The following is a 22,640-nucleotide window of genomic DNA, read 5'->3' as shown; positions in this document are numbered from 1 at the left end:
GACCAAGAGCGAGGCTTTTTGCGTATTCAGACTTTTCTGCGGTTAACGGGGTGTTGGGACAAAAATGTCATACGTAGAAGTGCCGGGGGCGAAGGTCCCCATCCGGATGTGGACCGATCCGGCGTCGGTCGAGGACAGCGCGATGCGCCAGCTGCAGAACACCGCCGGCCTGCCGTGGATCAAGGGTCTGGCCGTCATGCCGGACGTCCACTACGGCAAGGGCGCGACGGTGGGCTCGGTCATCGCCATGAAGGACGCGGTCTGTCCGGCGGCGGTGGGCGTCGACATCGGCTGCGGCATGTCGGCGGTGAAGACCTCGCTGACGGCGAACGACCTGCCGGGGGACCTGTCGGGACTGCGCTCGCAGATCGAGCGGGCGATCCCGGTGGGGGCGGGGATGCACCGGGATCCGGTGGATCCGGGGCGGCTGTACGGGTTCTCGGAGAACGGGTTCGGGGATCTGTGGGAGCGCTTCGACTACGTCGCGGATGCGGTGAAGTTCAGGCGGGACCGGGCCATGCGGCAAATCGGGACACTTGGGACGGGAAACCACTTCATTGAGGTTTCAACAGACATGTCCGGGGCGGTTTGGCTCATGCTGCACTCGGGGTCTCGGAACATCGGCAACGAGTTGGCGGACTTCCACATCAACGTGGCCCGGGGGCTTTCGCACAACCAGGGGCTGATCGACCGGGATCTCGCGGTGTTCCTCGCGGCGACCCCGGAGATGCAGGAGTACCGCAACGACCTCTTCTGGGCGCAGGAGTACGCCAAGTACAACCGTGCCGTGATGATGAGCCTGTTCAAGGAGGTCATTCGCAAGCAGTTCCGCAAGGCGAAGGTCTCCTTCGGGCAGGAGATCAGCTGTCACCACAACTATGTGGCGGAGGAGCGGTACGACGGCATGGACCTGCTGGTCACGCGCAAGGGCGCGATCCGCGCCGGCAGTGGGGACTACGGGATCATCCCCGGCTCGATGGGCACCGGCTCGTACATCGTGAAGGGCCTCGGCAACGAGAAGTCCTTCAACTCGGCCTCGCACGGCGCGGGCCGGAAGATGAGTCGTACGGCTGCGAAGCGGAAGTTCTCGGTGCGCGACCTCGCGGAACAGACCAAGGGCGTGGAGTGTCGCAAGGACTCGGGCGTCGTGGACGAGATCCCGGGCGCGTACAAGTCGATCGAGCAGGTCATCGACCAGCAGACCGACCTGGTGGAGGTCGTGGCCAAGCTCAAGGCCGTCGTCTGCGTCAAGGGCTGAGGCCCGGGCGCGGATGTCGGGGGAGTGGAGGAGCCCGGACCGGTGACGGTCCGGGCTCCTCCGCGTGTAGCGGTCAGTCGAGCAGCATGTCCACCGACAGCTCGATGTTCACCCCGAGGTGGTCGGGCAGCGGGAGTGTCGTGCCGCGCTTGAAGGTCCTGCGCAGGCGGTAGCGCGCGGCGCGAGGGTCCGTGTAGATCACGACTTCGTCGTGGTGCCGATCGGCGATGACGTAGACGGGAACGTCCGCCCGAGCGTAAGCGTCCACCTTGGTGCCGGTGTCGTCCGCCCAGTTCGAGGAAGTGACCTCAAGGATCATGCGGAAGACGTCGGGCCGGTAGCTCATTGGAGCCGACATTCCGCACGACTTCACCCGTACGGGGCCATCCGGGCCGTCGGGCGGATGTGCCGCGGGAGGTGTGGCGGCCTCTTTGCCTCAACTCCCCTCAGTGGAAGGTGATTTCGGGGTGGAAAAGTCCCGCGCAAGGGGATTGACGGGGGGAGTTGGTCTAGACCAAGGTGTGCCGCATGTGGAGATCTCGCGCGCTTCTTGCCGCGCTCGCGTCGTTGTCGCTCGCCCTCGGGGTCGTCGGGACCGCCGGTGCCGTGGGGTCCGGGGAGCCTGCTCCGGCCGCCGGGGCCGCCGTCGCCGCGGCCCCGCGGAAGGCCGGGCTGCCGCCCGTCGTGTCGCACGTGCCGACCGACGAGAAGGTCGTGTTCATCACCATCGACGACGGGTGGGTGCACGACCCGGCCGTCGCGCAGACCCTCCTCGACCGGCGGATCCCCGTCTCGCTGTTCCTGCTGCCGGGCGCGACCTCGTACGACACCCAGTACTTCACGAACCTCGCCGGGCAGGGGCGGGTGAGCGTGGAGAACCACACGGTCAACCACCCCGACCTGACCGCGCTCGACGCCGCCGGCAAGGACGCGGAGGTGTGCGGCGCCGGGGAGCAGCTGGCCGCGACCTTCGGGAAGGAGCCGAAGCTGCTGCGGCCGCCGTTCGGGGCCGTGAACGACGACGTGCGGCTGGCGGCCAAGGCGTGCGGGGTCAAGGCGCTGATCACGTGGACGCACGACTTCACCACGTGGGGCGAGACGCCCGCGACGCCACAGCTGCGCGCCGGTGACATCGTGCTGCTGCACTTCACGCCGACGCTCGGCGCGGACCTGCAGCGGGCCCTGGACGCGGCGAAGGCCGCCGGGCTGAAGCCGGCGGCCCTGATGCCGCACCTGAAGAGTGCCGGGCTGGTCCCGTAGGGCCCTGGGGGCCGGTACGGCTACAGCTCGCGGTGGACCTTCGTGTTCGAGGCCTGGGCGCGGGGGCGGACCACGAGCAGGTCGATGTTGACGTGGCTGGGGCGGGTCACCGCCCAGGTGATGGTGTCGGCCACGTCGTCGGCGGAGAGGGGCTCGGCCACGCCGGCGTAGACCTTCTCCGCCTTGTCGGCGTCGCCGCGGAAGCGGGTCTTGGCGAACTCCTCGGTCTTGACCATGCCCGGGGCGATCTCGATGACGCGGACGGGCTGTCCGACGATCTCCAGGCGGAGGGTCTCGGCCAGGACGCGGGCGCCGTTCTTGGCGGCGACGTAGCCGGCGCCGCCCTCGTACGCGGAGTGGCCGGCGGTGGAGGACAGGACGACCACGGTGCCGTCGCCGGAGGCGGTCAGGGCCGGGAGCAGCGCCTGGGTGACGTTGAGCGTGCCGATGACGTTGACCTCGTACATCGTGCGCCAGTCGGCGGGGTCGCCGGTGGCGACGGGCTCGGCTCCGATGGCGCCGCCGGCGTTGTTGACGAGCACGTCGCAGCGCTGGAGCGAGGCGGCGAGGGCGTCGACGGCGGTGCGGTCGGTGATGTCGAGGGCGTGGGCGGTGGCCTGGTGGCCGGCGGCCGTGATCTCGGCGGCGAGGGCCTCGATGCGGTCCTTGCGGCGGGCGGTGAGGACGACGTGGTAGCCGGCGGCGGCGAGCTGGCGGGCGGTGGCCGCGCCGATGCCGCTGCTCGCGCCGGTGACGACGGCGGTTCGGATGGCGGCCGGGGCCGTGGCCGTGCTCATGAGCTGGCTCCTCGTGCGTTCGTACGGGTGATTACCCGCCAGCATATGCGGGTCGGGTCGGTGCCCACCGGCCGTCGGGCGGGCATGGCCGGAAGCCCGCGCGCGCAGATGGGGGGAGGAATCGCCCTCATTCGTGTGATGGTCCGACCGGCGGGCGGACGGGGTGGCTAGCGTCCGCGCGAGGAGGTGGTGGCGGTGCGCCGAGGTGCCGTACGGAGTGTGGTGGTGGCCGGGCTGCTGGTGCTGCTCGGCGGGACGGGAAGCGTCGGGGGCATGGGCGTGGGCGGTGTCGCGGGCATCGGCGGCGCCGGGAGTGCCCACGCGGCCTCCGCCCGGAGCGGCCCGGAGGCCGACGTGGCGTACCACGGGCGACTCGCCCTGGCGCGGGGCCGGCTGCGGATCCTGCTGGTCCCGGAGAACGAGGGCCCGGCCGCGCTGGCGAACGCCACCGTACGGCTGCGGCTGTCCGCCGACCTCGCGGACCGCCAGGAGCTGGCCGGGGGCTGCGCGCGGGCCGGAGTGCGCGAGGTGGTCTGCGAGACCGGGGAGCTGCCGCTGCACGGGCGGGGCCGGCACATCGGGCTGGTGCTGGAGCTGAAGGAGCCGGTGGCGGAGGTGGTGCTGCGGGTCGACACCCTGTGGAACGGCGGGGCGACCGACCGGAACCACGCCAACAACGAGCACGCGGTGCTGGCCCTGGACACGGGCGACAGCTACGCCTTCTGAGACCGCTGCTCCTGCGCGGCGGGGCCGAACTCGGCGAGGGCCTCGTCGACGATCTTCTCCAGGCGGGCGTGGTGGGCGCCGCGCCAGTAGACGCGCTCGCAGCCGGCGCACTGGGCGAAGACGTCGTACGAGCGCTGCGTGCCGTTCTCCAGGCGGTCGCCGACGCTGTCCTTGTCGGCCGCGCGGAGGTCGCCGTTGCACGCGGTGCAGCGGGTCCACGGTGTGAGGGCGGGGGCGAAGCGGCCCAGGATGTCGCGGACCTGCTCCTCGGGGTTGTCGCTGTAGACGTACGCGCCGGCGAAGAGCTCGCGGCGGCGCAGCAGTCCGCGGTCGCGGGAGAGCAGGACGCGCCGCTCGGCGGCGGAGCGGGTGGCGAGGGCCGGGTCGCCGATGTCCTCGCTCTCGTACGCGGCGTCCACGCCGAGCAGGCGCAGGCGGCGGGCGAGGGTGCCGAGGTGGACGTCGAGGAGGAAGCGCAGCGGGGCGGTGTCGGGGACGCCGGGGACCTGCTGGGGGCGGTCGACGCCGAAGACCTCGACCGATTCCCCGGCCAGCGGCACGTGGGAGACGGGCGTCTCGGTGCCGTCCACGAGGATCCGGCCGACCTCGGTGAGCGGGATGCCGGCCGATTCGACGACGTGGCCGAGGCTGGAGACGCCGTCGGTCGTCGTCGGTACGCGTGCGCCGCGCCGGGCGGGCGAGGCGAAGACGTGCAGTTCGGGGGCGAGGGTGAGCTGAATGCCGGGTCCGTTCACGGGGTCAGCATGCCACTGCCGCCCGGGAGCCGGCGGGGATTTACGGGGCCGCCGCCGTCGACTTGTCGTGGAGCTCGCGGTGGGCGTTGACCTCGGCGAAGTGGTTCTCGGCCCATTGCCTCACGGAGCCGAGCAGGCAGCTGAGGTTGGCGCCGAGTGCGGTGAGCCGGTAGTCGACGCGGGCCGGGACGGTGGGGGTGACGGTGCGGGTGACGAGGCCGTCGCGCTCCAGGGAGCGCAGGGTCTGGGTGAGCATCTTCTGGCTGACGCCGGGGATCTCGCGGCCGAGGTCGCTGTAGCGCAGGGTCCGGTCCTCGGCCCGGTCGAGGGCGCTGACGATGAGGCCGACCCATTTGTCGCTGATGCGGGCCATGAGCTGGCTGGTGGGGCAGTCCTTGAGGAAGTCCTCGTAGGCGGACCGCGCTTCCTCGCGGCGGTCCGCGGCGGTACGGGTGGCCATGGGTACCCCACTTCCGGGTCGGGTACGCACTCCGGAGTGCGTACTTACCGATCGACAGTAGCTCTCCCTACGTTAGTGAGCACCGGGAAGCCGGAACCAGCCACAACGGGAGTGACGATCATGAGCGAGAACCAGAAGACGGCGACAGCGGCGACGATGCGGGCCGTGGTGGCGGATGCCTTCGGCGGACCCGAGCGGATCGAGGTCGTCCGGGTCCCGGTCCCGCAGCCGGGTGCGGGACAGGTCCGGGTACGGGTCCGGGCGGCCGGTCTGAACCCGGTCGACGGCGCGGTGCGGGCCGGGGTCTTCGGCGGCGCGGGCCAGCGGCTCGGCTTCGGGTGGGACGTGGCGGGCGAGCTGGACGCGCTCGGCGCGGGCGTGGACGGCTGGGCGGTGGCCGACCGGGTGGTGGGCCTGCACTACGGGCCGGTCAAGCCGCTGGGCACGCACGCGGAGTACGTGGTCCTGGACGCCTCGGCGGTGGCGGCGGCCCCGGCCTCGGTCTCGTCGGAGGCCGCCGCCGCGCTGCCCCTGAGCGGGCTGGCTGCGGCCCGGGCGGTGGACCTGCTGGAGCTGGCCCCGGGGGCTTCGGTCCTGGTCACGGGCGCGGCGGGGGTGGTCGGCGGGCTCGCGGTGCAGCTGGCCGTGCGGGCCGGCTACGTGGTGACGGCCCTGGCGGGTCCCGAGGACGAGGAGCTCGTACGCTCGCTGGGCGCGGCCGCCTTCGTCCCCCGCGGCTCGGCTCCGGCCGCCGCGGTGGACGGCGTCGTGGACACGGCGGTCCTCGGCGGGCCGGCCCTGGCCTTCGTCCGCGACGGCGGTGCCTACGTCGGCCTGATCCCCGGCGCGGCGCCGGCGGCGGAGCGGGGCGTCCGGGTGGTGGAACAGGAGGTCGCGGCGGACGGCGCGCACCTGGCCCGCCTGGTGTCGCTGGTCGACGCGGGGGAGCTGACGCTGCGGGTGGCGGAAACCTTTCCCCTGGCGGAGGCCCCCAAGGCGCACGCCCGCCTCGCGGACGGCGGCCTTCGCGGCCGCATCGTCCTGAGGGTGGCCTGACACCGGGCCGGGCCGGGCCGCTGCCGGGGCGGGCGGCTGCCGGGCCGAGGGGATTCCGGTGGCTGCGGGGCCGAGCGGAGTCCGGCGGCTGCCGGGCCGCGCCGAGCGGCTACGGCCAGACCAGGCAGTACGGCTGGTGGCCCGCCTCGTGGAGGCGGTGGGAGAAGTCCTGCCACTCGTGGAGCAGCTGGTAGACGTTGAACGCGTCGCGCGGGCCGCCGCGGTCGGGGACCGTGGACCAGATGAAGGCGGCGGCGCCCACCGACTCCTCGCCGATGTCGCGCAGCGGGTCGACGACCGTCATCGGGAGCTTGACGACGGCGTAGTCGGGGTGGAGGACGACCAGTTCCAGCGGGGGCACCTTGTGCAGGGGTATGCCCTCGATGCCGGTCAGGACCATCGCGGCGACCGTTTCCGGCTTGATCTTGCTGAACATGCCGCCCATGCCGAGCTCGTCGCCGCCCAGCTGCTCCGGCCGCATCGTCACCGGGACGCGCGCGGCCGTGGCCCCGTCGGGCGCGCCGAAGTACTTGTACGTCACGCCCATTCCGCGCCCTCTGGGCAGGCTGTCGGGGTCCTGGGCCGGGCCCGGAACGTGCTCGGCCGCGTCCGTGGCGCGGCGGCGGTGCTTGCCGCGGCGACGTTCGCGGGCGCGCTGCGGATCGAGGTCGTCCGTGCCCTCGCCCGGTCCACCACCGCGTTGCATATATCCACCCGACTGGTCTTGCCTGCCCCGGCCCCGCGGCCCCCGCCACGCAGCCTGATCATCATGGCAGTGACCTCCCCCGGGGCGGCGCGGTGAAACGCCCGTCCGCAAGTCAGTCGCGGCCTCTGAGACCATGGCTGGTGTGAGCTACCCGTACCCGTATGAAGCCAAAGTCTCGCAGACTCTCTTTGACCGCGCGTCCCTCGTGACGCCTGGCGGCGTGAACTCCCCTGTGCGCGCCTTCCGCGCCGTGGGCGGAACGCCCAGGTTCATGGTGTCCGGTACTGGTCCGTACCTGACCGATGCCGACGGGCGCGAGTACGTCGACCTGGTCTGCTCGTGGGGGCCGATGATTCTCGGCCATGCCCACCCGGCCGTGGTGGAGGCCATCCAGGCCGCCGTCGTCCGCGGCACGTCGTTCGGCACCCCCGGTGAGGGGGAAGTCGCGCTCGCCGAGGAGATCGTGGCGCGGATCGCGCCCGTGGAGCAGGTCCGCCTGGTGTCCTCGGGCACCGAGGCGACCATGTCCGCGATCCGCCTCGCCCGCGGGTTCACCGGCCGCGCCAAGATCGTGAAGTTCGCCGGCTGCTACCACGGGCACGTGGACGCGCTGCTGGCCGCCGCCGGCTCGGGCCTGGCGACCTTCGCGCTGCCGGACACCCCGGGTGTGACGGGCGCGCAGGCCGGGGACACGATCGTGCTCCCCTACAACGATCTGGAGTCGGTCCGCGCGGCCTTCGCCGCGCACCCCGGCGAGATCGCCTGTGTGATCACCGAGGCGGCGCCCGGCAACATGGGCGTCGTGACCCCGGGCGAGGGCTTCAACCAGGGGCTCGCCGACCTGTGCCGCGCGAACGGCGCGCTGTACATCTCCGACGAGGTCATGACGGGATTCCGCACCTCCCGCGCCGGCTGGTTCGGCGTGGACGGGGTCGAGCCCGACCTGATGACCTTCGGCAAGGTCATGGGCGGCGGTTTCCCGGCGGCCGCGTTCGGCGGCCGGGCCGACGTGATGGGCCACCTGGCTCCGGTCGGCCCGGTCTACCAGGCGGGCACGCTCTCCGGGAACCCGATCGCGACGGCGGCCGGCCTCGCGCAGCTGCGGCTGCTGGACGACGCGGCGTACGTCAAGGTCGACGCGGTGTCCAAGGAGATCCAGTCGCTGGTGACGGGCGCGCTCTCCAAGGAGGGCGTCGCGCACCGGCTGCAGACGGCCTCCAACATGTTCTCCGTCTTCTTCACCGAGGACGAGGTCCGCAACTACGACGACGCCAAGAAGCAGGAGTCCTTCCGCTTCAACGGCTTCTTCCACTCGATGCTGTCGCAGGGCGTGTACCTGCCCCCGTCGGCGTTCGAGTCGTGGTTCGTGTCCACCGCCCACGACGAGAAGGCGATCGAGCGCATCGCGGCCGCGCTGCCGGCCGCCGCCCGAGCCGCCGCGGAGGCCACCGCATGAGCGGCGCGAGCACCGACGGGACCGGGAGCGGTTCCGAGATCACCGTCGTCCACGTGGTGCGCCACGGCGAGGTGCACAACCCGGAGGGCGTCCTCTACGGCCGCCGCGGCGGCTACCACCTCTCCGAGCTCGGCCGCCAGATGGCGGACCGGGTGGCCGAGCACCTGGAGAGCCGGGACGTGACGCACGTCGTGGCCTCCCCGCTGGAGCGCGCCCAGGAGACGGCGGCGCCGATCGCGAAGGCGCACGGGCTGGACCTGGCGACCGACGGCCGCCTCATCGAGGCGGGCAACGTCTTCGAGGGCAAGACCTTCGGCGTCGGCGACGGCGCGCTGCGCAGGCCGGAGAACTGGAAGCACCTGACGAACCCGTTCAAGCCGTCCTGGGGCGAGCCGTACGTCGAGCAGGTCGTGCGGATGATGAGCGCGATCGAGACGGCGCGCGACGCGGCCCGCGGCCACGAGGCCGTGGCGGTCAGCCACCAGCTGCCGATCTGGATCGTACGGAGCTTCGCGGAGAAGCGGCGGCTGTGGCACGACCCGCGCCGCCGCCAGTGCACGCTGGCCTCGCTGACCTCGTTCACCTACCAGGGCGACAAGCTGGTGTCGGTGGGCTACAGCGAGCCGGCCCGGGACCTGGTCCCGGCGCACCTCCTCGCGGGGGCGAAGCCGGTGAAGGGGAAGTCGAAGGCGTTCGGCGCGTAGGCCCCGTCCGGGCGGTACGGGTTGCCGGGCCCGGCCCCAGGGGGCGGGCCCGGGCTCGGCCCCTGGGGGCCGCGGCCCCGGGCCCGTGTCCGTGTCCGTTTGGTCAATACTCTGCCTAATTTCATATAAGTTGCTCCGCTCGGCCGTGTCGCCCTCCGGCTTCGCCGAATTGTCCGTTTGTATGACATTTCATGAGCGACATGAGCGACATGAGCGTCTTCAGTCGAAGGGGAGTGCTCGGACTCGGACTTGGCGCCGCGGCGGCGGCCGGCCTCGCCGGCTGCGGCATCGGCGGTCCGTCCGGTACGGGCGCCGCCGGCCAGGCCGACCCGCCGGGCGGTCCCGGGCCCAGCGGACCGGCGGGCCCGGCCGTCAAGCCCATCGGGGACGGTTCCACCGCCGACACCGGCCCGCAGCCCCACCAGCCGGCCGCCCCCGTACCCCTCCAGCCGGGCGAGACCCCGCCCCAGTTCGTGGTGTTCAGCTGGGACGGCGCGGGCGAGATCGGCAACGGCCTCTTCCCCCGCTTCCTCAAGCTCGCCAAGGACCACGGCGCGGCGATGACCTTCTTCCTCTCGGGGATCTACCTCCTGCCCGAGTCCAAGAAGCACCTCTACCGGCCGCCGAACAACCCCGTCGGCGCCTCCGACATCGGCTACCTCAAGGACGAGAACGTCCGCAACACCCTCACGTACGTGCGCGAGGCGTGGCTCGACGGCCACGAGATAGGGACCCACTTCAACGGGCACTTCTGCGGCGGCCCGGGCTCGGTCGGCAGGTGGACCCCCGAGGACTGGCAGAGCGAGATCGACCAGGCCGTGTCCTTCGTCACCAACTGGCGGAGCAACACCGGCTTCACCGACCTCGAACCGCTGCCCTTCGACTACCGCAAGGAGCTGGTCGGGGCCCGCACTCCCTGTCTGCTCGGCCAGGACAACCTGCTGACGACGGCCCAGCGGATGGGCTGGCGCTACGACTCCAGCTCGCCGGGCGGACTCCAGCAGTGGCCGGTCAAGCGCGGGGGCCTGTGGGACCTGCCGCTGCAGTCCCTGCCCTTCCCCGGGCACTCCTTCGAGGTGTTGTCGATGGACTACAACATCCTCGCGAACCAGTCCAAGAACACGACGAAGGGCGTCCCGTCCCACTACCCGGCCTGGCGCACCCAGGCCACCGCCGCCTACCTCGGCGGCTTCAAGCGGGCCTACGAGACCAACCGCGCACCCCTGTTCATCGGCAACCACTTCGAGGAGTGGAACGGCGGCATCTACATGGACGCCGTCGAGGAGGCCCTCAAGGGCATGGCAGACAAAAGGGACGTAAGGCTGGTGTCCTTCCGGCAGTTCGCCGACTGGCTCGACGTGCAGGACCCCAAGGTCCTGGCCAGACTGCGCACCCTGGGACCGGGCGAATCGCCGACCGGTGGCTGGGCCACGCATCTCGCGGCCGGCTGACGGGCCGGGGTTCGGCCGCGGGTCGCCGCCTGACCAGCGGCTCAGCACGGCCTCGGGGGGCGCGCAAGATCCGCAAATCGCTCATGCGAAACTTTTCACATGAGCCTTAGCCGCGCGCGTGTCAGTCGAAGAAGCCGCCGCTCGACCGGTGGCCGCGCCATCCTGCTGACCGCGGCGGCCCTCGCGGGCACCCTGACCCTCGCGGCGTGCGATGCGGGCGGGGCCAAGTCCGCCGGCTCCGCCGGCGGCAACTACGTGACGGGCTCCAACGGCATCTCCACCGCGGCCAAGGCCGACCGCATCGAGGCACCCAAGCTCGACGGCGAGACCGTCGACGGCAAGACGCTGGACACCACCGAGCTCAAGGGCAAGGTCGTCGTCCTCAACGTCTGGGGCTCCTGGTGCCCGCCGTGCCGGGGGGAGGCCCCGTACTTCGCGCAGGTCTCCAAGGAACTGGAGGCCGCCGGGCAGCCCGTCGCCTTCGTCGGCATCAACACCCGGGACAACACCAAGGAGAACGCCGCCGCCTTCGAAGAGACCTACGGGATCACCTACCCGAGCCTCTTCGACCCGATCGGCAAGCTGATGCTCCGCTTCCCCGAGGGCTCGCTCAACCCGAAGGCCATCCCGTCCACGATCATCCTCGACAAGGACGGCAAGATCGCCGCCCGCACGCTGGCGGCGGTCAACGCCGAGAAGCTGCGCTCGATGATCGACCCCGTCCTCGCGGAGCAGTGACCTCGTGGTCACCGCACTCTCCGAGGCCGTCCTGGCCGCCGAGTCGACCGGCGTGAACACGACCGTCCTCAACGGCGCCCTGCTGCTGGCCCTGCCGATCTCGCTGTTCGCCGGGCTGGTCTCCTTCTTCTCCCCCTGCGTGCTGCCGCTCGTCCCCGGCTACCTCTCCTACGTGACCGGCGTCGGCGGAGCCGACCTCGCCGAGGCCCGGCGCGGCCGGATGCTCGCCGGCGCGAGCCTGTTCGTCCTCGGCTTCACCGCCGTGTTCGTCTCGACGGGCGCGCTGTTCGGCTACTTCGGGCAGACCCTCGACGCGCACAAGGAAGTCATCTCCCGGGTGCTGGGCGGCCTGGTGATCCTGCTCGGCCTGTTCTTCATGGGGGCGATCCCCGGCCTGACGATGCGCGAGTTCCGCTTCCACAAGAAGCCCGCGGTCGGCCTCGTCGGCGCGCCCGTGCTCGGCGTGCTCTTCGGCCTCGGCTGGACCCCCTGCATGGGCCCGACCCTCGCCGCCGTCGGCACCCTGTCCATCGACCAGGCGACCGCGGGCCGCGGCGCGCTGCTGACCGTGGTCTTCTGTGTGGGACTGGGGCTGCCCTTCATCGCCACGGCCCTCGCCTTCCGCAAGGCGCTCGGCGCGTTCGGCTGGGTGAAGGAGCACTACGCGTGGGTGATGCGCATCGGCGGCGGCATGCTGATCGTGACCGGTCTGCTGCTCGTCACAGGATTGTGGAGCAGCATCGTCAGCGACATGCAGAGCTGGACCCAAGGCTTCACGGTGGGGATCTGAGGACTACACGGACATGAGTACGACCGACAAGGCGCCCTCCGAGGCGCCGAACGATTCCGCGGCCGGGGCCACAACCGAGGCCGAGGCGACGGCCAGTGCCGAAGCCACCGCCGAGGCGGCCGCCGGCGCACAGCTGTCCACCGCCCCCCTGGAGGACGCCCCCGGCGGCCCCGTGGGCATCGGCGTGCTCGGCTGGGCCCGCTGGTTCTGGCGGCAGCTCACCTCCATGCGGGTGGCGCTGCTCCTGCTCTTCTTGCTGTCCCTGGCGTCCATCCCGGGCTCGCTGGTCCCGCAGAACCAGGTCGACCTGATGAAGGTCGCCGCCTGGAAGAAGGAGCACGCCTCCTGGGTGACCCTCGCGGAGAGGCTCCAGCTCTTCGACGTCTACAGCTCGGTGTGGTTCTCCGCGATCTACCTGCTGCTGTTCATCTCGCTGATCGGCTGCATCCTGCCCCGCACCTGGCAGTTCGTCGGCCAGCTCACCGGCCGCCCGCCGGCCGCCCCCAGGCGGCTGGACCGGATGCCCGCGTACACGACGTGGCGCACCGACAGGTCCCCGGACGAGGTGCTCTCCCGCGGCCGTGACCTGCTCGGGCGCCGCCGCTTCCGCACGGAGGCGGGCGAGGGCTCGGTCTCCGCGGAGAAGGGCTACCTGCGCGAGGCCGGCAACCTGAGCTTCCACGTCGCGCTGATCGTGATGCTGATCGCCTTCGCCTGGGGCCAGAACTTCAAGTCCGAGGGCGGCAAGCTCGTCCTGCGCGGCAAGGGCTTCTCGAACACGCTCACCCAGTACGACGACTTCAAGTCGGGCGGCTTCTTCGACCCCGACGACCTGCCCCCCTTCTCCTTCACGCTGGACAAGTTCGACGCCACGTACGAGCGCACCGGCCCGCAGAAGGGCACCCCGCGCGACTTCAAGGCGTACGTCACCTTCACCGACGGCGCGCACGGCAAGCCGGAGAAGCGCGAGATCCAGGTCAACAAGCCGATGGAGGTGGACGGCTCCAAGGTCTACCTGCTCGGCCACGGCTACGCGCCGGTCATCTCGGTGACCGACTCCACCGGCAAGGTGATCTACAAGGACGCGGTGCCGATGCTGCCGCAGGACGGCAACCTCACCTCCGCCGGCGCGGTCAAGGTCACCGACGGCTACAAGGACAAGGACGGGAAGGCCACGCAGCTCGGCTTCACCGCGGTCTTCGTGCCCACCTTCGCGGGAGCCGGCCAGGGCACGATGTTCTCGCAGTTCCCGGAGCTGGACTTCCCGGCGCTCGCGCTCAACGCGTGGCACGGCAGCCTCGGAGTCGACTCGGGCCTGCCGCAGAACGTGTACCAGCTGGACACCAGGAAGATGGAGCAGTTCAAGACCGAGGACGGCACGCCGTTCGCGAAGCGGATGCTCCCCGGCGAGAGCATGGAGCTGCCCGGCGGCCAGGGCACCGTGAAGTTCGAGGGCATCGAACGCTGGGCGACCTTCTCGGTCACCCACCAGCCGGGCAGCGGCCTCGCGCTCGCGGGCGCGATCGCGGCCATCGCGGGCCTCGCCGGCTCCCTGTTCATCCAGCGCCGCCGGATCTGGATCCGGGCGGTCGCCGGGAAGGACGGCGTCACCGTCGTCGAGATGGCGGGCCTCGGCCGCAGCGAGTCCGCCAAGCTGCCCGAGGAGCTGTCGGCGCTGGCCGGCGCGCTCCACCAGCAGGCGCCCACGGCGGCGCCGGCCCCCACCCCACCTGCCCAAGACGAAGTCGAAGGGGAGCGCGCCTGATGCAGCTCGCGGCCGCAGCCAACGAGAGTCTGGCTCACCTCAGCAACAACCTGATCTACGCGTCGATGGCGGTCTACACGCTCGCCTTCTTCGCCCACATCACCGAGTGGATCTTCGGCAGCCGCAGCAAGGTGGCCCGTACGGCCGCCGCGCTCACCTCGTCCGGGGCGTCGGCCGACGCCCCCGCCGTGCAGGTGCGGCAGAAGGGGGCGCGAAGCTCCGGTGGAGCCGGTGAAACCGGGGGCACCGCCGTCCTCGACAAGCCGAAGGTCGTCACGCGCAGCGCCGCCGGCACCCGCGACGTCCCGGACGGCCCCGGCGCCGCCGGCGGCACCGTCCAGGGCGACCTGTACGGGCGGATCGCGGTCTCGCTGACCGCCCTGGGCTTCCTCCTCGCGGCGGGCGGGGTCGTGGCCCGCGCCATGTCGGTGCAGCGGGCCCCCTGGGGCAACATGTACGAGTTCTCGATCACCTTCTCCACGGTGGCCGTCGGTGCGTACCTGGCGCTCCTCGCGCTGAAGAAGAACGTCCGCTGGCTCGGCCTGTTCCTGGTCACCACGGTCCTGCTGGACCTGGGCATCGCCACCACCGTGCTCTACACCGACAGCGACCAGCTGGTCCCGGCCCTGCACTCGTACTGGCTGTGGATCCACGTCTCCACCGCGATCTTCTGCGGCGCGGTCTTCTACATCGGCGCGGCCGGCGCGGTCATGTACCTCTTCCGCGACTCCTACGAGGCGAAGCTCGCGCGCGGCGACAAGCCGGGCAGGTTCGCCACCTCGGTCTGGGAGCGCTTCCCGTCGGCGGCCTCGCTCGACAAGTTCTCCTACCGCATCAACGCGGCCGTCTTCCCGCTGTGGACCTTCACGATCATCGCGGGCGCGATCTGGGCCGGCGACGCGTGGGGCCGCTACTGGGGCTGGGACCCCAAGGAGGTCTGGTCCTTCGTGACCTGGGTCGCCTACGCCTGCTACCTGCACGCCCGCGCCACCGCCGGCTGGAAGGGCCGCAAGGCCGCGTACCTCGCGCTCTTCGCCTTCGCCTGCTGGATCTGGAACTACTACGGCGTCAACATCCTGCTGAGCGGCAAGCACTCCTACGCGGGAGTCTGACCGCACACCGCACACCGCACACCGCGGGGCGGGGCGAAGGGGCCGGGCCGGCCGGAAGGCGGCCCGGCCCCTTCGGCGTTCCCGGGGCCCGGCCGGCGGGTCCTCGGGCCCTCTCGACCCCCGGCGGTCAGGGGTCGCGCTCCAGCACGTACGGGCTGCGCGCCCCCGGGTCCCCGTAGAAGTACAGCTCCAGGCCCCGCCGCTCGTTCCAGCCGGCGGGCTGGGCCGCCGGCAGCGTCCAGGTGGCGGGGCCGGAGACGCGCCAGCCGCTGTCGTAGTCGCGCTCCTGGCCGTCCAGCAGGGTGACGGAGGCGGTCCCGTCGGCGCGGAAGACGACCTCGGTGCCCTCGACGCAGCGCCAGGTGCCGACGAATTGTGGCGTCGGTCGTAACAGCCGCGCAGGCCTCATCGGTCACGGCAGCCCCATCGGCCACTCCGGCCACTCCGGCCGTGCCGGTGGTGCGGGCCGTGGCGGGGCGTCACCAGACGGGGCGCAGCGCCGGCAGCGGTCCGTCGCCGTTCAGGGCGCCGACCAGTCGGCCCAGCTCGGCGCGCAGGGCGGCGAGGTCGACGCTGTCGCGGCCGAGCTCGGCCTCCAGCTCGTGCAGGACCCGACCGGCTGCGTGGAGGTGGGCGTTGGCCGCGTCGGTCAGCACGACCAGCTTGCGGCGGCCGCCCCCGGGGTGCGGCTCGCGCCGGACGTATCCGCGCCGCTCCAGGTCGTCGACGATCTGCCCGGCGGCCTGCTTGGTCACCCCGAGCCGCTCGGCGAGCTCGGTCGCGGTGGCACCCCGGCCTCCCAGGGCCTGGAAGACCATGCCGTGCAGCGGGCGCAGGCCGTCGGCGTGGCCGGCCTCCCCGAGGCGGCGGGTGAACTCGCCGAGCAGCAGCTGGAAGCCGAGGCCGAGGAGGAAGACCAGCTCGGTGCCGCCGTCGCCGCCCTCGTCGCTTTGTTGGTCGGTCACGGAAACATGGTGACACAGGTAGGTCAAGCTGCTTTACTCGAATGAGTAAAGCAGCTTGACTTACCGGCTGGACCCGCCGGACCCGAGGAAGCGAAGGACCCGCCATGCACGTGATCACCACGGCCCCCGAGCACGTCATCACCACCCCGAACGCCACCATGACCGGCTTCGCCTCCCCCAGCCGGGGAAGCAGCGAGCTGAGTACCTGGCACGCCGCCATCCCCGCCGGGATCACCGGCCCCGAGCACTCCCTCAGCCGCGAACAGGTGTGGACGGTCACCGCCGGCGCACTGGAGATCACCTGTGGCGGCCGGACCGAGAAGGTCGCCGCGGGCCAGGCCGCCGTCCTACCCCCGGACGTCCTGCGCCACGTCCACGCCCTCGCGGACACCGAGGTCCACGTCGTCATGCGCGCCGACGGCCTCGTCTCCGTCCCCGGCACCGAGGGCACCCGCCCCCTGCCGTGGGCGGTGTGAGCCCCGCCGGAGCCCCGGCAGGGAGACCGCCGCCGCCACCAGCACCGCCGCGAAGGGGACGAGCAGCGCCGCCCGGTAGCCGTCCAGGGGGTCGGCGGCGCCCGCCGCCACCCCCGTCACGCCGGCCAGCCCGAGCGCCGCGCCGAACTGGAACGCCGTGTACAGCAGCCCGCCCGCCAGCCCCTGCTCCGACTCCTCGACCCCCTCGGTCGCGACGATCGTCAGCGGCCCGTAGACCAGCGCGAACGCCAGCCCCAGCAGGACCAGGCCCGGCAGCATCGCCAGGTACGTCCAGTCCGCGCCCAGCGGCAGGAACAGCCCGTACGCCAGCGCCGCCAGCAGCAAGCCGCCGAAGATCAGCCGGCCGTTCCCGTACCGCCCGACGAGCCGGGGGACCACGGTCGGCGACAGCACCGCGTCGACGCCGATCACCAGCATCGCGAAACTGGTCTGCAGGGTGGACCAGCCCCGCAGTTCCTGGAGGTAGAGCACCACCAGGAACTGGAAGCCGAAGAACGCGGCCGAGAACAGCAGCGCCACCGCGTTGGCCCGCAGCAGACCCGGGGAGCGCAGGATCCCGAGCCGGACCAGCGGCTCGGCAGCGCGCCGCTCGACGAGGACGAACGCCCCGAGCAGCGCCAGCCCCGCGACCGCCGCGGGCACCGAAGCCTCCTCGATGCCGAGGACGAGCAGGACGACGCCCGCGGTGACGAGCACCCCGCCCCACACGTCGATCCGGCCCCGGTCCGCCCGCGCGGGCCGCTTGGAGTGCTCGGGCTTCGGTACGAAGGCCAGCGCGCCCGCCAGGACCAGCGCGGCCAGCACGACGGGAGCGAAGAACACCCACCGCCACCCGAAGGACGTGAGCAGCCCGCCCGCGACCAGCCCGACGGAGAACCCGCCGGCCGCCGTGCCCGAGTACACGAGCAGCGCCCGTTCCCGCTGCGGCCCCTCGTCGAAGCCGGTGGTGATGATCGACAGGCCCGCCGGGGTCATGAACGCGGCGGCGACCCCGGTCACGAAGCGCGCGGCGATCAGCTGCCAGCCCTCGGTGGCGAGCCCGCCGAGCCCGGAGAAGAGCAGGAAGACCGTCAGCCAGCCGACGAACATCCGGCGGCGCCCGAAGAGGTCGGCCGCGCGGCCGCCGAGCAGCATGAAGCCGCCGTAGCCGAGCACGTAGGCGCTCATCACCCACTGGAGCGTGCCCGTCTCCAGGCCGAGGTCGGCGCGGATCGAGGGCAGGGCGACGTTCAGCATCGCGACGTCGATGCCTTCGAGGAAGATCGCGCCGCACAGGACGAGCAGGACGCCGAGCCGGCGCCCCCGGATGGAGTTCGGGGCGGAATCCCGGGCGGAGTCTCGGGCCGAACCTCGGGCGGAATCTCGGTCGGTACGCATGGACGGACCTCGCAGGACGGAGGAGGGAAGGAGCAGGAAGTTGCCGGCTCAACCACCCTCGCCCGCCGCCCGCCGGGGAACAACGCCGAAGAACTCAACGTTCGTTCAGCCATGCTTACCGATCGCGACGAGCTGGACTGCTTCCTGATCCTGGCCGAGGAACTGCACTTCGGCCGCACCGCCGAGCGCATGCTGCTCTCCAGGGCCCGCGTCAGCCAGCTCGTGCAGCGCCTCGAACGGCGCGTCGGCGCCCGGCTGTTCCTGCGCACCAGCCGCAGCGTCGCCCTCACCGCCCTCGGCGCGCAGCTGCACGCCGATCTGGAACCCCACCACCGCGGCATCGCCGCCGCCCTGGACCGGGCCGCGGCGACCGCCCGCGCCGCTGACGGGGTGCTGCACGTCGGCTTCACCACCCCGCCCGCGGGAGAGCTCGTCCTGCGCGCCGCGCGGGCCCTGCGCACCACGCACCCGGGCATCGCCGTCGAGGTGTGCGAGGTGCCGCTCTCCGACCCGTACGGGCAGCTGCGCGGCGGCGGCTTCGACCTCGCGCTCGCCGAGTTCCCGGTGCGCGAGGCAGATCTGGGGGAGGGGCCGGCGCTGTTCACCGAGGAGCGGGTGCTGGCCGTGGCCGCCGGGCATCCGCTGGCCGCGCGGGACTCCGTGACGCGGGAGGAGCTGGCAGGGGTCGCGCTGCTGTCCGTCGCCGGGGACCTGCCCGCGTACCTGCGCGAACACCACGCTCCGGCGCGCACCCCGGGCGGGCGGCCGATCCGGCGCGGCCCGGAGGTGACGAACCTGCAGGAGGCGCTGATGCTGGTCGCGGCCGACGAGGGCGCCCTGCTGACCTCGGCCCACACCGCGACCTACCACGCCCGCCCCGGCGTCGCCTACGTCCCCGTGGCGGACGCGGAGCCCGCCGCCTTCGGCCTCGTCTGGCGCGCGGCCGACCTCACCGCCCCCGTACGGGCCTTCGCGCAGGCGGTGCAGCGGGCGGCGGTGCGCCGCCCGGCGCCGCCGGGCGGGGCCGCGTAGGACTCAGCTGGTGCCCTTGTCCTTGTCCGTGTCCTGCTCGCGCCGCTTCAGTTCTTCCTCGCGGCGGCGCAGGTCCGCCTCCCAGCCCTTGAGGACGCCCTCGTCCTTCTTGTTCTCCTCGCGGAGGGACGTGAGGAACTCCGGGTTGTCGTCGGGGGCGACCCACTCGTGGCGGTGGTTGCGGTGCCACTCGGAGGGCGTACGGCCGCCGGCCGGGGCGCGGCGCACCTTGCCCGCGGCGAACCAGACGATCGGGCCGACGATCCAGAAGAGCAGGATGATGATGACCCAGACGACCTTGGGCAGGTGCTTGGCCTCGTCCTCGGGGGTGTTGAGGCAGTCGATGAACGCGTAGATCGTCAGCGCCAGCGGCAGGATGAACATCAGCGCCCGGATCATGCGGAACAGCCCCCTGGAAGCAATGGCGGGGCTCGATTCGACGGCCCCGGTGATACGCCCAGCGTAGCCGGTGACCGATACTGAACCCTATGGCTTACGACGATCTCCGCTCGCTGCTCCGGGCTCTGGAGCGAGAGGGCGACCTCAAGCGCATCAAGGCCGAAGTCGACCCGTACCTAGAGGTCGGGGAGATCGTCGACAGAGTGAACAAGGCGGGCGGACCCGCGCTGCTCTTCGAGAACGTCAAGGGCTCGGCGATGCCGCTGGCCATGAACGTCTTCGGGACCGACCGGCGGCTGCTCAAGGCCCTCGGGCTCAAGTCGTACGCCGAGATCAGCGAGAAGATCGGCGGCCTGCTGAAGCCGGAGCTGCCGCAGGGCTTCATCGGCGTCCGCGAGGCCTTCGGCAAGCTCGGCTCGATGGTGCACGTGCCGCCGAAGAAAGTGAAGGGCGACTCCGCGCCCGTCCAGGAGGTCGTCCTCACCGGCGACGACGTGGACCTCGACCAGCTGCCGGCCCTCTTCACCTGGCCCAAGGACGGCGGGTCCTTCTTCAACCTCGGCCTGACGCACACCAAGCACCCCGAGACGGGCGTGCGCAACCTCGGCCTGTACCGCCTCCAGCGCCACGACAAGCGCACCATCGGCATGCACTGGCAGATCCACAAGGACAGCCGCAACCACTACGCCGTCGCCGCGGCGCGGGGCGAGCGGCTGCCGGTCGCGATCGCCTTCGGCTGCCCGCCGGCCGTGACGTACGCGTCGACCGCGCCGCTGCCGGGCGACATCGACGAGTACCTCTTCGCCGGGTTCGTGGCGGGCAAGCGGATCGAGATGGTGGACTGCAAGACGGTCCCGCTCCAGGTCCCGGCCCACGCCGAGGTCGTCATCGAGGGCTGGCTGGAGCCGGGGGAGACGCTGCCGGAGGGGCCCTTCGGCGACCACACCGGCTTCTACACCCCGCAGGAGCCGTTCCCCGCGCTGACGATCGACTGCGTGACGATGCGCAAGCGTCCGCTGATCCAGTCGATCGTGGTCGGCCGGCCGCCCACGGAGGACGGGCCGCTGGGGCGTGCGACGGAGCGTTTCTTCCTGCCGCTCCTCAAGATCATCGTCCCGGACATCGTGGACTACCACCTCCCCGAGTCGGGCGGCTTCCACAACTGCGCGATCGTCTCGATCGACAAGAAGTACCCGAAGCACGCGCAGAAGGTCATGCACGCCATCTGGGGCGCGCACATGATGTCGCTGACCAAGCTGATCATCGTGGTGGACAAGGACTGCGACGTCCACGACCTCCACGAGGTCTCGTGGCGGGCGCTCGGCAACACCGACTACTCCCGCGACCTCACCGTCGTGGAGGGCCCGGTCGACCACCTGGACCACGCCTCGTACCAGCAGTTCTGGGGCGGCAAGGCGGGCATCGACGCGACGAAGAAGCTGCCGACGGAGGGCTACACCCGGGACGGCGGCTGGCCCGACATGGTCGAGTCCGACCCGGCCACGGCCGCCCTGGTGGACCAGCGCTGGAAGGAATACGGACTGTGAGCGAGATCGAGATGGGCGGGCCCGCCCTCTTCATCGGCACCGACACGGTCTACGTGGCCCTGGTGCGCCCGGAGCTCGACCCCGCGGACCCCGGCGTCCGGCTGGCCGCCGAGGAGGCGGGCGTCTCCCCCGAGGAGTTCGCGGGCCCCGGCAACGTCTGGGCGCTGATGCTCGACGAGGACGGCGAGGGCGGCGGCTTCGAGCTGCCCGGCGCGCGGGACATCGAGGCGGACGACTTCGCGCAGCAGCTCCAGCAGGCCCTGGCGGCGGCCGAGCCCTTCACCGCCGAGGCCGGCAACTTCCTGCGCCTGGACGCCCGCCCGTCCGGCGACGCCTGGCTGCTCTCCGCCCTGGTCACCCCGCCGGAGGGCCACGAGGACGGCGCCGCCCCCCAGACCCTGGACCTCGGCGCACTCCCCGCGGCGGAGCTCCTCGCCGACCTCGAAGACTTCCGCCGGAGCCTTGCGTGACCCCGAGACTCCGGATCGGCAGTGACGAGGTCTGGGTCGCGCTGACGGCTCCCGAGCGGGCGGGCGACGGCTGGCGCGTCACGGCCGACTGGGGCGGTGAGCTCACCGCAGACTTCGAGGCGTACGTGGAGGCCGAGGAGGTCACCGCCTTCGCGGAGCGCCTGCTGGCCCGCCTTCGCGCCGCCGAACCCGAGGCCTTCTGGGACGAGGTCAGCGAGAGCCGCGCGAACCCGCTGCGGCTGGCCGCGATACCCGCGGGCGACGGCGACCTCGCGTTCGTGGCCCGGCTCACCCCGCTCGGGCACGACACGACCAATCACCTCGACATGGAGATCGGGCCGGTCCCGTTCGACGGGCTGCGGGCCGACCTCGAAGCTTTCCGGAGGGACCTCGTATGACATCCGCCGCTGAGGACGTACTCGGCTCCGGTCCCGCGCCTCAGGCCGCCGGCAAGGTCAAGGCCTTCCTGCGGCTCGTGATGATCGAGCACTCGGTCTTCGCGCTGCCCTTCGCCTACACCGCCGCGCTCACCGCCATGTTCACGCTCGACGGGCGGATGCACTGGGGCGAGCTGCTGCTCGTCACCGTCTGCATGGTGGGGCTGCGGACCTTCGCCATGGCCGCGAACCGGATCATCGACCGGGAGATCGACGCCCGCAACCCGCGCACCGCCGGGCGGGAGCTGGTCACCGGCGCCGTGTCCGTGCGGTCCGCGTGGACCGGGGCCGGGCTCGCGCTCGTCGTCTTCCTCGCGTCCGCGGCGCTGCTGAACCCGCTCTGTCTGATGCTGGCGCCGGTCGCCGTCGTCCCGATGGTGCTCTACCCGTACGGGAAGCGGTTCACGAACTTCCCGCACGCCATCCTCGGCCTCGCCCAGGCCATCGGGCCGATCGGGGCCTGGCTCGCGGTCACCGGCGAGTGGTCGTGGGACGCGGTGATCCTCGGGCTCGCGGTGGGCGTGTGGATCGGCGGCTTCGACCTGATCTTCGCCTGCCAGGACGTGGCCGCCGACCGCGCCGAGGGCGTCAAGTCCGTCCCGGCCCGCTTCGGCATCCCGGCCGCCCTGTGGGGCGCCCGCGGCGCGCACGTCGTGACCACGGCCCTGCTGGCCTGGTACGCCGTCGCGACGGACGCCGGCCCGCTGTTCTGGTTCGGCCTGCTGGTCGTCGTGGCGGCCTTCCTCTACGAGCACAGCATCGTCACGCCGCACGACCTGTCCCGCCTGAACCGCGCCTTCTTCACGGTGAACGGCTTCATCGGCATGGCCCTGTTCGTCTGCGCCCTGCTCGACCTGGTGGTCCGGGGCCTGTCGCTGTAAC

At 71.9% G+C, this 22,640-nt stretch carries 25 protein-coding genes and 1 pseudogene; 17 read left to right on the top strand and 9 right to left on the bottom strand.

What is annotated here, in order from left to right:
- The first annotated feature begins 64 nt into the window (after positions 1 to 64).
- Complete coding sequence (locus DRB96_RS06560; protein WP_112447564.1) at positions 65 to 1,258, top strand: RtcB family protein; 1,194 nt, start codon at positions 65 to 67, stop codon at positions 1,256 to 1,258.
- A gap of 73 nt (positions 1,259 to 1,331) precedes the next feature.
- On the opposite strand, the gene DRB96_RS06555 is transcribed toward DRB96_RS06560, so the two are convergent.
- Entirely contained in the window at positions 1,332 to 1,604 is a 273-nt protein-coding gene (locus tag DRB96_RS06555; protein ID WP_239516068.1) for a Uma2 family endonuclease, read from the bottom strand.
- Between the two features lie 182 nt (positions 1,605 to 1,786).
- Between DRB96_RS06555 and DRB96_RS06550 the strand changes: the two genes are divergently transcribed.
- Entirely contained in the window at positions 1,787 to 2,518 is a 732-nt protein-coding gene (locus DRB96_RS06550) for a polysaccharide deacetylase family protein (RefSeq protein WP_112447562.1), read from the top strand.
- 20 nt (positions 2,519 to 2,538) lie between these two features.
- Here the strand turns inward: DRB96_RS06550 and DRB96_RS06545 are convergent, their stop codons facing one another.
- The gene (locus DRB96_RS06545; RefSeq protein ID WP_112447561.1) at positions 2,539 to 3,315 is read right to left on the bottom strand and encodes an SDR family oxidoreductase; all 777 of its coding nucleotides are present in this window, start codon (positions 3,313 to 3,315) and stop codon (positions 2,539 to 2,541) included.
- Positions 3,316 to 3,510: 195 nt separating this feature from the next.
- On the opposite strand from DRB96_RS06545, the gene DRB96_RS06540 reads away from it, so the two are divergent.
- Entirely contained in the window at positions 3,511 to 4,041 is a 531-nt protein-coding gene (locus DRB96_RS06540) for a hypothetical protein (protein ID WP_343234508.1), read from the top strand.
- On the opposite strand, the gene DRB96_RS06535 is transcribed toward DRB96_RS06540, so the two are convergent.
- Both DRB96_RS06535 and DRB96_RS06530 read right to left on the bottom strand, forming a co-directional pair.
- The gene (locus DRB96_RS06535) at positions 4,029 to 4,796 is read right to left on the bottom strand and encodes a Mut7-C RNAse domain-containing protein (protein ID WP_112447559.1); all 768 of its coding nucleotides are present in this window, start codon (positions 4,794 to 4,796) and stop codon (positions 4,029 to 4,031) included. The two genes, DRB96_RS06540 and DRB96_RS06535, sit on opposite strands and share 13 nt — an antisense overlap.
- A 40-nt stretch (positions 4,797 to 4,836) precedes the next feature.
- Positions 4,837 to 5,256, bottom strand: coding sequence for a helix-turn-helix domain-containing protein (locus tag DRB96_RS06530; protein ID WP_112447557.1), 420 nt, complete (start codon positions 5,254 to 5,256; stop codon positions 4,837 to 4,839).
- 156 nt (positions 5,257 to 5,412) lie between these two features.
- Between DRB96_RS06530 and DRB96_RS06525 the strand changes: the two genes are divergently transcribed.
- Positions 5,413 to 6,312, top strand: coding sequence for an NADP-dependent oxidoreductase (locus DRB96_RS06525; protein WP_112453252.1), 900 nt, complete (start codon positions 5,413 to 5,415; stop codon positions 6,310 to 6,312).
- Positions 6,313 to 6,421: 109 nt separating this feature from the next.
- Here the strand turns inward: DRB96_RS06525 and DRB96_RS06520 are convergent, their stop codons facing one another.
- Positions 6,422 to 7,018: a hypothetical protein gene (locus DRB96_RS06520; protein ID WP_162688519.1), complete on the bottom strand. Its 597-nt coding sequence runs from the start codon at positions 7,016 to 7,018 to the stop codon at positions 6,422 to 6,424.
- Positions 7,019 to 7,151: 133 nt separating this feature from the next.
- On the opposite strand from DRB96_RS06520, the gene hemL reads away from it, so the two are divergent.
- The 7 genes from hemL (at position 7,152) to ccsB (ending at position 15,034) form a co-directional block, all read left to right on the top strand.
- Entirely contained in the window at positions 7,152 to 8,474 is a 1,323-nt protein-coding gene (hemL, locus tag DRB96_RS06510) for a glutamate-1-semialdehyde 2,1-aminomutase (protein ID WP_112447550.1), read from the top strand.
- Complete coding sequence (locus DRB96_RS06505) at positions 8,471 to 9,178, top strand: histidine phosphatase family protein (protein WP_112447547.1); 708 nt, start codon at positions 8,471 to 8,473, stop codon at positions 9,176 to 9,178. The genes hemL and DRB96_RS06505 overlap by 4 nt, the downstream gene beginning before the upstream one ends.
- Positions 9,179 to 9,387: 209 nt before the next feature.
- A complete protein-coding gene (locus tag DRB96_RS06500) occupies positions 9,388 to 10,629 on the top strand; it encodes a hypothetical protein (RefSeq protein ID WP_112453251.1) in 1,242 nt (413 codons plus the stop codon).
- 99 nt (positions 10,630 to 10,728) lie between these two features.
- On the top strand, positions 10,729 to 11,367 hold the full coding sequence (locus tag DRB96_RS06495; protein WP_112447545.1) for a TlpA disulfide reductase family protein: 639 nt from the start codon (positions 10,729 to 10,731) through the stop codon (positions 11,365 to 11,367).
- 4 nt (positions 11,368 to 11,371) lie between these two features.
- Positions 11,372 to 12,157: a cytochrome c biogenesis protein CcdA gene (locus DRB96_RS06490; protein WP_112447543.1), complete on the top strand. Its 786-nt coding sequence runs from the start codon at positions 11,372 to 11,374 to the stop codon at positions 12,155 to 12,157.
- 13 nt (positions 12,158 to 12,170) lie between these two features.
- On the top strand, positions 12,171 to 13,922 hold the full coding sequence (locus tag DRB96_RS06485; RefSeq protein WP_112447541.1) for a cytochrome c biogenesis protein ResB: 1,752 nt from the start codon (positions 12,171 to 12,173) through the stop codon (positions 13,920 to 13,922).
- Positions 13,922 to 15,034 carry a c-type cytochrome biogenesis protein CcsB gene (ccsB, locus tag DRB96_RS06480; protein ID WP_112447539.1) on the top strand — a complete coding sequence of 371 codons (1,113 nt, stop codon included), beginning with the start codon at positions 13,922 to 13,924 and terminating at the stop codon, positions 15,032 to 15,034. The genes DRB96_RS06485 and ccsB overlap by 1 nt, the downstream gene beginning before the upstream one ends.
- A gap of 127 nt (positions 15,035 to 15,161) precedes the next feature.
- Here the strand turns inward: ccsB and DRB96_RS06475 are convergent, their stop codons facing one another.
- The gene (locus DRB96_RS06475) at positions 15,162 to 15,443 is read right to left on the bottom strand and encodes a hypothetical protein (RefSeq protein ID WP_112447537.1); all 282 of its coding nucleotides are present in this window, start codon (positions 15,441 to 15,443) and stop codon (positions 15,162 to 15,164) included.
- A gap of 70 nt (positions 15,444 to 15,513) precedes the next feature.
- Positions 15,514 to 15,999: a MarR family transcriptional regulator gene (locus DRB96_RS06470; protein ID WP_112447535.1), complete on the bottom strand. Its 486-nt coding sequence runs from the start codon at positions 15,997 to 15,999 to the stop codon at positions 15,514 to 15,516.
- Positions 16,000 to 16,103: 104 nt separating this feature from the next.
- Between DRB96_RS06470 and DRB96_RS44315 the strand changes: the two are divergent.
- Positions 16,104 to 16,346, top strand: a pseudogene (locus DRB96_RS44315) (cupin); the annotation flags it as partial.
- Here the strand turns inward: DRB96_RS44315 and DRB96_RS06460 are convergent.
- Positions 16,347 to 17,804 carry an MFS transporter gene (locus DRB96_RS06460; protein ID WP_239516763.1) on the bottom strand — a complete coding sequence of 486 codons (1,458 nt, stop codon included), beginning with the start codon at positions 17,802 to 17,804 and terminating at the stop codon, positions 16,347 to 16,349. It abuts the pseudogene before it with no gap.
- A 180-nt stretch (positions 17,805 to 17,984) separates the two neighbouring features.
- Between DRB96_RS06460 and DRB96_RS06455 the strand changes: the two genes are divergently transcribed.
- Positions 17,985 to 18,905: a LysR family transcriptional regulator gene (locus tag DRB96_RS06455; RefSeq protein ID WP_112447529.1), complete on the top strand. Its 921-nt coding sequence runs from the start codon at positions 17,985 to 17,987 to the stop codon at positions 18,903 to 18,905.
- Positions 18,906 to 18,908: 3 nt separating this feature from the next.
- On the opposite strand, the gene DRB96_RS06450 is transcribed toward DRB96_RS06455, so the two are convergent.
- The gene (locus DRB96_RS06450) at positions 18,909 to 19,304 is read right to left on the bottom strand and encodes a PLD nuclease N-terminal domain-containing protein (RefSeq protein ID WP_112447522.1); all 396 of its coding nucleotides are present in this window, start codon (positions 19,302 to 19,304) and stop codon (positions 18,909 to 18,911) included.
- Between the two features lie 89 nt (positions 19,305 to 19,393).
- Here DRB96_RS06450 and DRB96_RS06445 point away from each other — a divergent pair, with 89 nt between their 5' ends.
- From DRB96_RS06445 to mqnP, 4 genes are read left to right on the top strand one after another with little or no spacing between them, the layout of a single operon-like run.
- Positions 19,394 to 20,851 carry a menaquinone biosynthesis decarboxylase gene (locus DRB96_RS06445; RefSeq protein ID WP_112447520.1) on the top strand — a complete coding sequence of 486 codons (1,458 nt, stop codon included), beginning with the start codon at positions 19,394 to 19,396 and terminating at the stop codon, positions 20,849 to 20,851.
- Positions 20,848 to 21,321 (top strand): hypothetical protein, encoded by a 474-nt coding sequence (locus tag DRB96_RS06440; protein ID WP_112447518.1) that lies wholly within the window; start codon positions 20,848 to 20,850, stop codon positions 21,319 to 21,321. Before DRB96_RS06445 ends, DRB96_RS06440 begins: the two co-directional genes overlap by 4 nt.
- A complete protein-coding gene (locus tag DRB96_RS06435; protein WP_112447517.1) occupies positions 21,318 to 21,719 on the top strand; it encodes a hypothetical protein in 402 nt (133 codons plus the stop codon). Before DRB96_RS06440 ends, DRB96_RS06435 begins: the two co-directional genes overlap by 4 nt.
- A complete protein-coding gene (gene mqnP, locus DRB96_RS06430; RefSeq protein WP_112447514.1) occupies positions 21,716 to 22,639 on the top strand; it encodes a menaquinone biosynthesis prenyltransferase MqnP in 924 nt (307 codons plus the stop codon). Before DRB96_RS06435 ends, mqnP begins: the two co-directional genes overlap by 4 nt.
- The last annotated feature ends 1 nt before the right edge of the window (position 22,640 follow it).

It is taken from the genome of Streptomyces sp. ICC1 (assembly GCF_003287935.1).
Classification (GTDB): domain Bacteria; phylum Actinomycetota; class Actinomycetes; order Streptomycetales; family Streptomycetaceae; genus Streptomyces; species Streptomyces tritrimontium.
Note: the sequence above shows the minus strand (reverse complement) of the source record. Positions and strands in the feature narration are given on the sequence as shown.

What these genes read in the sequence shown, in the direction of transcription:
- DRB96_RS06560 (WP_112447564.1), top strand. Translation starts at nt 65, where the DNA reads ATGTCATACGTAGAAGTGCCGGGGGCGAAGGTCCCCATCCGGATGTGG.
- DRB96_RS06555 (WP_239516068.1), bottom strand. Translation starts at nt 1,604, where the DNA reads ATGAGCTACCGGCCCGACGTCTTCCGCATGATCCTTGAGGTCACTTCC.
- DRB96_RS06550 (WP_112447562.1), top strand. Translation starts at nt 1,787, where the DNA reads ATGTGGAGATCTCGCGCGCTTCTTGCCGCGCTCGCGTCGTTGTCGCTC.
- DRB96_RS06545 (WP_112447561.1), bottom strand. Translation starts at nt 3,315, where the DNA reads ATGAGCACGGCCACGGCCCCGGCCGCCATCCGAACCGCCGTCGTCACC.
- DRB96_RS06530 (WP_112447557.1), bottom strand. Translation starts at nt 5,256, where the DNA reads ATGGCCACCCGTACCGCCGCGGACCGCCGCGAGGAAGCGCGGTCCGCC.
- DRB96_RS06525 (WP_112453252.1), top strand. Translation starts at nt 5,413, where the DNA reads ATGCGGGCCGTGGTGGCGGATGCCTTCGGCGGACCCGAGCGGATCGAG.
- DRB96_RS06520 (WP_162688519.1), bottom strand. Translation starts at nt 7,018, where the DNA reads ATGCAACGCGGTGGTGGACCGGGCGAGGGCACGGACGACCTCGATCCG.
- hemL (WP_112447550.1), top strand. Translation starts at nt 7,152, where the DNA reads ATGGCTGGTGTGAGCTACCCGTACCCGTATGAAGCCAAAGTCTCGCAG.
- DRB96_RS06505 (WP_112447547.1), top strand. Translation starts at nt 8,471, where the DNA reads ATGAGCGGCGCGAGCACCGACGGGACCGGGAGCGGTTCCGAGATCACC.
- DRB96_RS06500 (WP_112453251.1), top strand. Translation starts at nt 9,388, where the DNA reads ATGAGCGTCTTCAGTCGAAGGGGAGTGCTCGGACTCGGACTTGGCGCC.
- DRB96_RS06495 (WP_112447545.1), top strand. Translation starts at nt 10,729, where the DNA reads ATGAGCCTTAGCCGCGCGCGTGTCAGTCGAAGAAGCCGCCGCTCGACC.
- DRB96_RS06485 (WP_112447541.1), top strand. Translation starts at nt 12,171, where the DNA reads ATGAGTACGACCGACAAGGCGCCCTCCGAGGCGCCGAACGATTCCGCG.
- ccsB (WP_112447539.1), top strand. Translation starts at nt 13,922, where the DNA reads ATGCAGCTCGCGGCCGCAGCCAACGAGAGTCTGGCTCACCTCAGCAAC.
- DRB96_RS06475 (WP_112447537.1), bottom strand. Translation starts at nt 15,443, where the DNA reads ATGAGGCCTGCGCGGCTGTTACGACCGACGCCACAATTCGTCGGCACC.
- DRB96_RS06455 (WP_112447529.1), top strand. Translation starts at nt 17,985, where the DNA reads ATGCTTACCGATCGCGACGAGCTGGACTGCTTCCTGATCCTGGCCGAG.
- DRB96_RS06450 (WP_112447522.1), bottom strand. Translation starts at nt 19,304, where the DNA reads ATGATCCGGGCGCTGATGTTCATCCTGCCGCTGGCGCTGACGATCTAC.
- DRB96_RS06445 (WP_112447520.1), top strand. Translation starts at nt 19,394, where the DNA reads ATGGCTTACGACGATCTCCGCTCGCTGCTCCGGGCTCTGGAGCGAGAG.
- mqnP (WP_112447514.1), top strand. Translation starts at nt 21,716, where the DNA reads ATGACATCCGCCGCTGAGGACGTACTCGGCTCCGGTCCCGCGCCTCAG.